This is a genomic window from Anaerobiospirillum sp. NML120449 (genome assembly GCF_023051105.1).
GTDB lineage: Bacteria > Pseudomonadota > Gammaproteobacteria > Enterobacterales > Succinivibrionaceae > Anaerobiospirillum.
Map to the genome: position 1 here is coordinate 35,618 of NZ_JALKIL010000037.1, position 12,171 is coordinate 47,788.

General features: G+C 51.9%; 4 protein-coding genes. 2 read left to right on the forward strand and 2 right to left on the reverse strand.

What is annotated here, in order from left to right; genetic code table 11:
- Window positions 1-2,453: 2,453 nt before the first annotated feature.
- Both MXE41_RS10190 and MXE41_RS10195 read right to left on the reverse strand, forming a co-directional pair.
- Window positions 2,454-4,127, reverse strand: coding sequence for an alpha-glucosidase (locus tag MXE41_RS10190; RefSeq protein WP_247100411.1), 1,674 nt, complete (start codon window positions 4,125-4,127; stop codon window positions 2,454-2,456).
- Between the two features lie 947 nt (window positions 4,128-5,074).
- On the reverse strand, window positions 5,075-7,561 hold the full coding sequence (locus MXE41_RS10195; protein WP_247100412.1) for an AraC family transcriptional regulator: 2,487 nt from the start codon (window positions 7,559-7,561) through the stop codon (window positions 5,075-5,077).
- Between the two features lie 1,039 nt (window positions 7,562-8,600).
- Here MXE41_RS10195 and MXE41_RS10200 point away from each other — a divergent pair.
- Together MXE41_RS10200 and MXE41_RS10205 are read left to right on the forward strand one after the other, a co-directional pair.
- On the forward strand, window positions 8,601-9,932 hold the full coding sequence (locus tag MXE41_RS10200; protein ID WP_247100413.1) for an ATP-binding protein: 1,332 nt from the start codon (window positions 8,601-8,603) through the stop codon (window positions 9,930-9,932).
- Window positions 9,933-10,541: 609 nt separating this feature from the next.
- On the forward strand, window positions 10,542-11,846 hold the full coding sequence (locus MXE41_RS10205) for an ATP-binding protein (protein ID WP_247100414.1): 1,305 nt from the start codon (window positions 10,542-10,544) through the stop codon (window positions 11,844-11,846).
- The last annotated feature ends 325 nt before the right edge of the window (window positions 11,847-12,171 follow it).

Here is a 12,171-nt window from a genome sequence, read left to right on the forward strand (position 1 = left end):
CGGTCTGGGGAAAATCAAAGCCTTTTCTGTTGCTGCAACAATAATGCAAAAAATGCAAATCTTGTGAAAAATTGCAGCGAGATTTGTCGCATCTATACAGGGCACACTGAAGTGTGCTCACCCGGATCATCACAGCAAATTTAAGCAAGTTATTACAAGGCTCATGCAACTGCAGCCGGAAGTAACCTGCAAAAACCAGTTAGACTGTCATTTATTGGCGTCCAGTACCCATTTTCATGCTGAGCACGAAAACGCATCACATTAAATGACAGCTGGAAACAGGTATATGCCTGAGGGCGTCCAGGTCTGAATGTACTGAGCAAAGCCTCCTGACAGGAGCGGCCACATGGCACTCAATACAGGAAATCTGACACGCCGGCAGGAACGATTTGCCAGAAAGCAAGCCGTACACTTAACCATACAGGTCTCTCCATGAGGCGGTTGAGCTTACTCAGGCAAAGCACAAGAATTATCTGCCAGGTTACGCATGATGATCCCCGGTGGCGCACAGTATCAATCATGGACATAAGTGCATTTTCTCCTGGCATTGCTCGCCATTACCAGTACAGGATCATGACCGAGAATGACTGATGTAAGGGCGCAGAGACGCCGGGGCCGAGCACGATCGAAGGATAGTCAGGGCATTGGAGGTGAGCTTTAAAGTCACACTGTGATCTGTGTTGTGAATATTGCCACATGAGGTTAAGTCATGCGCTCATAAATGGGCACAAGGGACGGGCGCAGCTCAGGTAAACAGCGATAAGGTGTATACACATGGCGGCAGCTGTCAGGAGCATACCAGTGAGGAGACATAAAGGCAGGGGAATAACAGGTATATGCCGCTTCAGGGGCACAAGGGACGGGCGCAGCTCAGGTAAACACCGATAAGGTGTATACACAGGAAGGGCGCAGCTCAGGAGCATACCAGTGAGGAGACATTAAGGCAGGGTAATAACAGGTATCTGCCGCTTCAGGGACACAAGGGACGAGCGCAGCTCAGGTAAACACCGATAAGGTGTATACACATGGCGGCAGCTGTCAGGAGCATGCCAGTGAGGAGACATAAAGGCAGGGGAATAACAGGTATCTGCCGCTTCAGGGACAGAGGCGACGGGCGCGGCTCAGGTAAGCACCGATAAGGTGTATACAAAGGGCGGGCGCTGTTAGGGACTATACCAGTGAGGAGACATTAAGGCAGGGGAATAACAGGTATCTGTCGCTTCATGGACATAGGTGAAAGGCGCAGCTCAGGTAAACACCGATAAGGTGTATACACATGGCGGCAGCTGTCAGGAGCATGCCAGTGAGGAGACATAAAGGCAGGGGAATAACAGGTATCTGCCGCTTCAGGGACAGAGGTGACGGGCGCAGCTCAGGTAAACAGCGATAAGGTGTATACACAGGACGGGCGTAGCTCAGGAGCATACCAGTGAGGAGACATAAAGGCAGGGGAATAACAGGTATCTGCCGCTTCAGGGACAGAAGGGACGGGCGCAGATCAGGTAAACACCGATAAGGTGTATACACAGGAGTGGCGCTGTTCGGGAGTATACCAGTGAGAAGACATAAAGGCATGGGAATAACAGGTATCTGCCGCTTTGGGGACAGAGTGGACGGGCGCAAATCAGGTAAGCACCGATAAGGTGTATACACAGGGCGGGCGCTGTTAGGGTGCCTGCTGTTGAAGGTATCAGCTGGACGGGATGAGCTCAGATGTTGACGCTGGCGTGTGATGGATGAGGTCGAGGCGCCGTCATGATGGCGACAGCTGATAATGACTGAGGCGCGGGGACAATCGGTACGGGGACTTCACTGCAGCAGGAAGTGATACTCTCCGGGCATTGATAAGGCTCATGTGGAGAGCAAGACTGGCTTACATACAAACAGAAAAGCCTGGGCGGAAATCGGCCCAGGCCTGCTACTGCAAAATGAAAACTGGATTTGCCTGTATAAGCGATGCATGACGGATGTCTGGCATTTACTTACTCAGGCTTAACGCAAAACTGAGGGGGCATAACGCCGTGGTAATGTCAGCAGGCAGGGAGCATAACAGTCAGGGTCATGTTAATACTGAGCATCATGGTGATGCCGTGCTTGGGGTTACCCCGGGGAATATGACTGTTCATCCCTTGCTGCTGTGGCTGTAAATCTGTGTGTCCTGAGCTGTCCCTGGAGCAGTTTTGTGTCCAGAATGATGTATGGAAGTTGTCATTGCGCATGAATGCATGCCGACCAGCTTAAGCTCAGTTTAGTGTAAGCCGTGGCATGCTGCTGCCTATGGCGCGCCAGACGATAGCGTGCCAGACATGCTTCAGTATTTTGTGCCATGCCCTGGAAGGATTAGCCTGGTATGGGCATGCCTGGGCATGGCATTACATGGTCTGCCGGGATGGCCGGTGCTGACCGGCCCATGCTGGCCGGCAGACTTTCCGGTGATTGCCGGACCTGCCGGGTTAGAGCAGGACTATGGCTGAGCTGCCTTCGGCAACGGTAAGCTGGTTGTTTTCCACTTTGACGCGGTCGGAGCTTAGCAGAATGGTGGAGCTTTCGTTGACCGGGAATTGCACAGGCCAGGCACCGAAGTTGGCCACTACCATAATGGTTCTGTCGCTGGTACGGCGCAGATAGGCAAGAGTGTGACCGTTAGGATCGTCCATAGGTACGAACTCACCATAGGTAAAGATCTCTTTGTACTGAGGATCACGACGCAGCTTAATCAGCTTGCGGTAGTAGTTGAGAACAGAATCAGGGTCCTTGGCCTCAGTTGCAACATTGACCGTATCCTTGTCCTGGTTGACCTTCATCCATGGTTTTACAGTGGAGAAACCTGCGTATTCACTGTCATCCCAGCTCATTGGTACACGGCCATGATCACGTGCCTGATCATTGAGCACCTGCATGGTCACTGTCTCGGACAGACCATGGGCCTTGCACATGGCATACTGATCCTTGCTCTGACAGTCATCAAGTTCATCAATATTGTCAAAGCGGGTATTGAGCATGCCCAGCTCCTGACCCTGGAAGATAAAAGGAATACCCTTGAGAGTAAGGTTAACTGTACCCAGTGCCTTGGCTCCCTTTGCGTTGTGCCACATAGGAGGCAGCCAGGTGGACACGCCGCGTGGCTCATCGTGGTTTTCAATTACCGGGGCCAGAAAGCCGCAGTCTCCTGCAGTTTCCTGAGCGGCAAATACCACCTCACGGTAACGGGCAACACTGAGCTTTTCAAAACCGTAGAAGCAGTAGTGGCCGGTCAGGGCCTCACGGGCGGAGAAGTCGAAGATAGAGCTGAAGACACCGTTGTCACCGATGAAGTCGGCTACGTTTTCCTTTGAGATGCCAAAGACTTCGCCTACAGCAAATTTGTCATGCTTGCGGAAAGTCTGCTCATTCATCTCATGCAGGAAGTTGATGGCCACATCGACATTGTCACTGTTCATCTTACCGCAGGAGCACATACCGTCACCCACATCATCAGGCTCATACTGAGGGTAGGAAGGATCCTTGCCTATACACATGATGGCATCGACACGGAAACCGGCAATACCCATGTCTACCAGCCACCAGTTCATCATCTCGTAGATTTTCTGGCGCAGCTCAGGATTGAACCAGTCAAGGTCAGGCTGCTTTTTGTGGAAGAAGTGGCAGTAGTACAGATTGTCATGGCCAGGCAGCTTATCCCACACTGAGCCGCCAAAGTTGGCGCGCAGGTTGTTAGGTACCTTGCCATCCTTACCCTCACGGATAATGAAGTAAGAAGCTTCCTTGCATGATGGATCAGCACAGGCCTTTTTGAACCACTCATGCTCATCAGAGCAGTGGTTGACCACCAGATCCATAATGATGCCTATGCCGTATTTGTCGGCCTCAGCCTTAAGGCGTTTGAAGTCCTCCATGGAGCCAAATACAGGGTCAATGTCCTGATAATCAGATATGTCATAGCCCATATCGGCAAAAGGGGACTTGTAAATAGGCGAAATCCACAGCAACTCAATGCCAAGCTCAGCAAGATAAGGGATCTTTTCAATAATACCTGGCAGATCGCCTACACCGTCGCCATTGCTGTCCTTAAAGCTGCGAGGATAAATCTGATAGGCTGTCTTTCCGTGCCACCATTTCTGCTGCATAGTAATTATTCTCCAGAGCTGTACACACCTGATGTTCGTATCTGTATCCCGATACGGCCTGCACCTGTTATCACTGACTACCCGCCCACTGGCTGTAAAACTGACCATTGTTCCCTGTCTGAAAAGACAGGACTGCTGCAGCCCATATGGACGCTGACCATATGGCTGTCCATAGCTGTACTGCATTGACAGCTTTATGATCAACGCAAAGCAGACCTGTGCTGGGCAATTACCCATGGCGGGGCCGGCTGTCAGGCAGTTACCAGAGCCAGTGCCGGAGCCAGAGCCGAATAAGCGTATCAGGGCCGTGGTTATATTGCAGGTAAGACGGACACATTGAAGATGCGATATAAGGGCCCGTCCATGAGTAGATTATAGGGGCGGGCCTGGTGCAGCTGTTATGGCTTTTTGGCCAGAATATACACAATATTAACCATTTATTTGTCTGTGCCGGGGAATTGAGTGATCTGCGTCACATGAGGAGAATTGCAGCTGATCCAGATCATCTTGGACAATTTTCAGGTCAAATAGTCGATTTTTTGAGTAAAAACTGTATTGAAGTGACATATAAGCGTGGCAAAGCAACACTGATATGTCATTAAGATGCTATACCATATTAACTTTGCTCCTGGTCAATGGGGCACTGGCAGAATGAAGCAGGCGGAATGTGGCAGGGGCAAGGTGGCAGGTGGCAGGTGGCAGGCGTCAGGCGGAAAGTGGTAAGGGGCAGGATGCAGGATTAAATATTCACTGGCAGGTGCAGTTGAGCACGATGGTTGCGGCAGCGGTGGCGGTGGCGGTGGCGATGGCGGGGCAACTTGTGGAGCTGGTAATGGGTGGGCTGTGAGATTAATGGCTCAGTAAGAGCAAAGCCCGGATCTCTCAGGATGAAAGTCTCCGGGCTTTGTAAAGTGTTATGGTAATGGTGTGTCAGAGCAGCATTGGAGCTACAGACCAAAAGGATCGTTGCGGCGGCGCTCCAGCTCTTCGATTTTGGCTCTGATTTCTGATGGAGTGGTTGGCCTTGATGGTTTGTTTTTAATGGCTTCGGCGGCGGCTGATGCTGCCCTTGAAGTTTTGCTGCTCTTAACCGTTTTAGTTGCTGTCTTTGAAGATGAACGGGTGGTGCGGGCGCTGCCAGAGGAGCGGCTGGCTCTTACTGTGCGACCCCTTACAGTGCTCTTGTCTGAACCGCGTTCACGGGAGAGCAGATTGCCATTGTCATCAAACCAGAACTCTTCTTCCTCACTGCGATGTGCGGTGTTGTTCTTATAGGCCGATGAAATACGGCTCTGTCCAGACATTACACGGGTGCGCGGGCGCTCGAAGTTGCCTGAGTCAAAGCATTCCTGCAGGGCAAAGGTAGTCCTGCGGGCAATGGAGTTTTCACGGCGCTCAGGGTAAGTTTCCTCTTCCTCATCATCGCTGTCGTCTTCGTCGTCCCAGTCATCGGAAGAGGCATTGTCCTTAAGTCTGCTCTTATCAGTGACTGCCTGATTGCGGGTATCGTCCTCGTCATCTTCATACAGATCATCTTCGTTGTCCTGAGCATCAAGATGATTGATGGAGTGATTGCGCAGCGCTGCCTTGAGATTCTCCTTGTCCTGAAGAGGGTTGTAGACATCGTGAGTGCTTACGGCCTCGTCTGAGCTGCCGCTGGCTGCAGCCTGACCTGCTGACGCAGCAGCGTCTGCTGCACCATCGGCTCCTGATGCTGCTGCGCTCTGCTTCTGGTCGCTGGCTGGGCCTTTGCGGGCAGACGATGAAGATTTGCCGGCCTTATGACCTGAAGAGAGGTTTTCAGACTCGCTGTCATCAAAGAAAGTGCTCCCGGCACCTGCAGTTCCTGTCCTTGCTGAATCAGCTGCGCTGGCTGCGCCAGCTGTTCCAGCAGCGGCAGTGGCTGCAGCATCTGCAGCGACGCCTGCACAGGATGGTTCAGACGAAGCATGGGATCTGTGTGATGCGGCGGCAGATGCAGCTGCATCAGCAGAAGCTGGACCTGATCCGGTGCGGATATCGATAGTTCCGTGGTCGCTGCGGCGGCCACTGTTCATGCGCACAGACTTGCTGCTGCGGGTGACATTGAGGTCCGAACCCTGATCTCCCGAGGTGTGGTTAATGTCAGTGGAGCTCAGCGATGGAGAAAGATCCTGAGCGCTTACCTCCTCGTCCTTGCTGCGGGCCATGGTCTCTTCAATATGACGCTTGCGGTAGCGCAGGGGGGTTACTCCAAATTTGTTTTTGAAGCTCTTGAAGAAGTAGCCGGCATTTTCAAAGCCGTTATCAAAGGCAATATCGGATATGGCCCTTGAGGTAAGCTCAATTTCCTTGGCCGCACGACGCAGGCGCAAATCACCAAGGTACTCTGTAAAAGACATGCCAGTGACTCTGCGGAAATAGCGGCAGAAATACTGATCGGTAACACCCATGCGCACGGAGGCGTCCTTGATGGTCATAGGGCCGGCAAAATGGGTATCAATATAGTTGAGCAGATCCTTGAGCTTGTCCTGCTTGGTCTGCACTGTGTTCTGAGCACTTTCTTTTCGGGAAAGCAGGCCATACTCATGGTACAGAGCAATAATTTCCAGCAGCTTGGCCTTGATGAGCAGACGGTGAGAGGCGTTCTGCGTAGCTCCATGACGTGCGCAGTAGCGGTAAAGTCTGTCAATGCGACGGAATACCGGATGCTCAGGAGTGATTACTGGAGGAATAGGGATATTGGATGACAGCAGGGCATCAAAGATTTCTGACTGTACTTCATCGTAATGAGTCATGACCAGCATGCGCGGATCAAAGACAATGGCGCTTTCCTCACACTCAGGAGGCAGCTCGAAGGTGTGCATGACATTACCTGGCAGCAACAGGAAAGCTTCGTTTTCCACCACCAGATCATTCATGTCTACGGAAATCTTGAAAGTGCCACGGGAAAAGCGCACCAGCTCCATTTCCTTGTGCCAGTGCAGAGGCACACGTGAGGGGAACTTCTGGGGCTCCCATATGTAGGCTGCAAAAGGGAAAACAGAGGTGCCATGACGCACATGCTCATTGAGCTCGCGGCTTGGAGCGATCTGAGCCTTGCCCTTTCCTATGGCCTGAGTGGCCGGGCGCTGCTGGGCATGGCCTCTGCGTCCAGCGGCGGCACCTGTACCAGCCCCGGTCCCGGTACCTGCCTTGCCGGCCTGGGCATCGCCTGAGATATTGGCCGAGCCCATGCTGTTGGCAATCCTGATATCGTCATAGACATCGCGTCCGGCATTAACAAAAGGAGGGGCCGGACTGTCGTCTGTATCAGCATGTGAGCTGTCCGGGCGGCTTTCTTCGTCCTGCTCGGGATCCATATACTCTTCTTCGTAGTATTCCTGCTGGCCGGAAACATTGCCCATGCCTGCATCTGTGGCTTTTTCAGCGCCTTTGCTGACTGCTTTGCCCATATCTGCACTCTTAATCTGTTGTACTGACCTTGCCTGTCAGCCATAAATGACAGTTTTATTGTCCACCACACATCTTTATTCCATAAAGGCTGTCGAGGCCCTCAGAGGAAATAATCTGACAGGATAGCCGATTATGGCACAAACTATACTGTATTAACCATAAAATGACTGATACAAGTACAAAATTGTGAGGTGAGACAAATACTGCAGCTAGCAGAAATTCCGGCAAAAGCCATAGATATCAGTAAACATACCAAATGCATACTATTTAAAATGTCCACATTTGACCAGTCATAAAACTGCTAAAAATGCATAATATTAACTTCCAAAGTCACGCCTGAAGCAAGAATTGAACATCCCATGCCTGCAGACTTGACCTGACCAGCTGCACAGGCCGGCCTTGCCAGTAACAGAGCTTAAGGCCATACCCATGCAGCTCACCAGTCACCAGTCAGCAATCCGTCCACAACAGTTCAGCGTGCACGGATCATGGTTGCCAGGCATACCATGTATCCATGGTTCAGGGACCAGAGACAGTATCACCAGCAGAACAGCTCCTGACCTCAATGAGGCCAGACGCAGTAACACCACGAGATCAGGGACTGCTCATTAGCTCGCTGCCCGAACAGAGCCATGCATAGCAAGCAGATATTGTCAGGTCATGAGAGCAGGTCGCTTTTAAGGTCACTGGCAAGTCTGTACCAGGATCCGGTCACAGTTTGCTGGCAGGTCGTAACTGTGCTCCGGCATGAGCAGCAGGAAGAGCTGGGAGTATGCTCCGGTGTAAAGGGAAGGAATAGCCGAGAGTATGCTCCGGGCATGAGCAGCAGGAAGAGCCGGGAGTATGCTCCGGTGTAAATGGAAGGAGTAGCCGGGAGTGTGCTCCGGAATGAGCAGCGGGAAGAGCCGGGAGTGTGCTCTGGGGCAAAAAACCGTATTTATCAGCTAACATTAAATTCCAATACTGTGATCCAACAAATTGATCCATATAGTTGGGCTGTCTATATTGGGAAGACATGTACAGCTGTTCGGAGGTTATATGCTGGTAAGTTTTACGATCGATAACTGGATGTCATTTCGTGACCCTGTCACCCTGTCTCTGGTAGCCGGTGACGAGACTCAGCACCGCAACCACATTCCTGAAATCAGGGATTTTGAGACAGCTGTTGTACCGGTATGTGCCCTGCTTGGCGCCAATGGCTCAGGCAAGACCAATTTCTTCAAGGCACTTAACTTTGTTAAGACCATGGTGGTAGAGGGTACAGATCAAAAGGAGGGGGTAGACGTCTGTCCTTTCCTTCTGGACAGTGGCTCAGCAGAGGAAGAGTCAACTTTCCATATCGCTTTGCTGATAGATCAGTCATTTTACGAGTACAGCTTCAGCGCCTCCTGTGAAGCCGGAATTATTGAAGAAAAGCTGGTACTGGAAAATGCCACCGGTCTGCACACTCTTTTTGTCCGTCGTGGCAATCAGATCAAGCTCGACTCTGCTCTGCAGGGCAGTGATGATCTGATGACTGTATTCAGGAATACCCGCAGTAATCAGCTTTATCTCAACGCTCTGCGCGAAACTGACTTTGAATTGTTCAAACCTGTCTACAGCTGGTTTGACAGCCGTCTGGTCATGTTGCGTCCTGACTCCCGCTTTGATCCTTTTATTGCCTTCAATTGCGAAGGTCAGCACCTGTTATCCCGTATGAGTCAGCTGCTGAGCATGCTTGATACCGGTATTACCAGCCTCGGAGGCAAGCCAGTACCGCTGGAGCAGGTTGATTTTACCGACTGTCTTAAGGGTCGCCTGTACAAGGCTGTGCATGAAAACTGGTCTGCCATTGTAGACACTGGCACCAACGGTCAGATTTACTTTGTCTACAATTATGGCGGCTCACTCTTTGCCATCAGACTGGAGAGCACTCACAAAAAGCCGGATGGCACCGAGGTTGTCTTTAACCTCAATCAGGAATCAGGCGGTGTGCAGCGTCTTATCAATCTGCTGCCTGCCTTTATTGAGCTTATGGACGCCGACTGCAACAAGGTCTATGTCATTGACCGCTTCTTTGACAGCATGCATACCCTGTTAAAGCGCCGCCTTATCAATCTCTTCTTCTTCAACTGCGGCCCTGACAGCCGCCGCCAGCTGCTCTTTACCACTCACGATGTGGAGCTGCTTGATAAGGAACTCTTCCGTACCGACGAAATCTGGCTTGCCGAGCGTGACGAAGAGGGGGCCTCCCATCTTGATACTGTCTTTGAGTACAGGGGCAAGAAGATTGACAAGGATCTGCGCACCAGCTACCTGCAGGGCAAGATGGGCGCCGTCCCTGACCTGCCTGGCAAGGGCGTTATCTGCAAGGCCCTCAAAGAGGACTGATGCATCAGCGCCTGACACCATGAGCTGAGCAACCAGTGTCAGGGCCTGAGCGGGCTATACTGATGCCCGCCTGATGCCCCTGGAGACCGGCATACGCCGGACTGCAGAACATACCATGTGTCAGCCAATGTGAGCCTGCCCTGCTGAGGCATGAACTGCACATCAAAAGGATGTCCTTATGGCATCCTTTTGTGTTATTAGGGCCATGGAATGTCTTATTTGACTGGGCTCGCACGTAGGACAGCAGCGGATATGGTGTAGCCGGGCAGGCAGGACAGCGGAGAATATGGTGTGGCCATGCAGGCAGGACAGCGGAGAATATGGTGTGGCCATGCAGGCAGGGCTGCTGCCAATACGCCGTGGACAGGTGCGGCTTCGGGCGGGCTGGGGCCTTACAAAGCGCAGGGCAGCCGGGACTGTGTATGATATCTGTCTTATAGCATGGCATAAATATGGGAGTCGTGTGATGTGACTATGAGTTGCAGCATATGCCTATAGGATCGGCGCTCAATTGAGGTTAGAATAGAAGTTTAGCCGTGTCCGGGATCCGGACACGTGATATGAGGATTAATCACCGCACGGTTTTGGGATCTGGAAAGGAGCCGGGAATTGTTAATTAGCTTTACTGTTGAGAACTGGATGTCATTTCGTGACAAAACCACCTTTTCCATGGTGGCCGGTGAAGATGAACAGCATCTGGACAGAGTTCCTGAGCCCCTTGGTTTTGAGTCCAGGGTTCTTCCTTTTGCAGCCATTTTCGGCAGCAACAGTTCCGGTAAAAGTGCTTTCTGCCATGCCCTTGGTTTTCTGAAGAATCTGGTAGTGCATGGTACCCGTGCCGGTGAAGCTACTGGTGTGATGCCCTATCTTGCTGATAACGAGTACACTCAGCGTCCTTCCTCATTTTGTATTGAGGTGCTCATAAAGGACGTACTTTACGAGTTCAGCGTCAAGCTCAATGCCCGCGAAATTCTCGAGGAAAAGCTGGTCCGTACCGTCGATGACCGTCAGAGCGTTCTTTATTTCCGCTATGACGGTGAAATGCATTTCTCAGATCAGCTCTCCGAGCTTGATTTCCTCAACTTTGCTTTCCGTGGCACCAGATCCAATCAGCTGTTCATCACCAATACCGTCATGCAGAGCATTTCCGTGTTGCGTCCTCTGTACGACTGGTTCAATGACAGCCTGATCCTGCTCACCCCTGACTGTCCTTTCGAGCCTTTCTACTCTCTTTACGATGAGGCTGATACTTTCCTGGCAGCCATGAACCAGGCCCTGTCAGTAATGGGCACCGGCATTGTCCGTCTTGACCTTCGTGATGCTGTATGGGAGAACCTGCAGCTGCCGGGCAATCTCAAGGATCAGATTGAAAGAGATGCCTCTGAGGGGCGCTACGTGCATTTTGCCCTGGCATCCAGCCATGAGCGCTACATTGCCACCCGTTCTGAGGGGGTTATGCAGTTAAGACGTATGGTTACCGTACATGCTGGCCGTGGCCGCAGCGAGTTTACCCTTGAGCTCAGCCAGGAATCTTCAGGTGTCCGTCAGCTCCTCAATCTGCTGCCTGCCTTCATTGATCTGTGCATCCAGGGAACCGACCGTCTGTACGTGGTTGACGGTTTTGAGCACAGCCTCCATCCGCTGCTGGTGCGCTCCATGATTAAGGGCTACCTTGCTTACTGCACAGAGCTCAGCCGCATGCAGCTGGTTATGACAACCCATGATGTCGAGCTGCTGGATTTTGAGGTGGTTCGCCCTGATGAGATCTGGTTTACTGACCGTTCCAGCGGCGGCGCCACTTTCCTCACCCCTCTTATTGAGTGCCCTGAGTCCCGCAATGTCGAAGATCTGCGCGAGGACTACCTCAAAGGTATCCTGGGCAGCATTCCAAACTTCAAGTACCGTGGCCGCTAACCGTTAGCCCCACTGGTCATTAGCCATTGGCCATGGGCCAATGGCAGATGCCCATGAAAAGTGGCAGGTGTCCATGACCAATGGCAGATGCCCATGAAAAGTTGCAGGTGTCCACGACCAGTGTCATATGTCCATGACCAGTGACAGATGTCCAGGGACCGGACCTGCAGGCCTGTCGATCGGAATGCCGGGCAAGAAAGTACGTACTTTCTGAGTGTGGGGTGTGATGATTTAGCTGATTTATATAAGATTCCTGCATGTTCCATAACATACAGGAGACGTATATGGGCGTTAAAAATGACGCAGCTGTGCCATCGTGCAAAAG

Bases quoted from the DNA above. Each gene is read 5' to 3' on its own strand.
- MXE41_RS10190 (WP_247100411.1), bottom strand. From the start codon at position 4,127: ATGCAGCAGAAATGGTGGCACGGAAAGACAGCCTATCAGATTTATCCT.
- MXE41_RS10195 (WP_247100412.1), bottom strand. From the start codon at position 7,561: ATGGGCAAAGCAGTCAGCAAAGGCGCTGAAAAAGCCACAGATGCAGGC.
- MXE41_RS10200 (WP_247100413.1), top strand. From the start codon at position 8,601: ATGCTGGTAAGTTTTACGATCGATAACTGGATGTCATTTCGTGACCCT.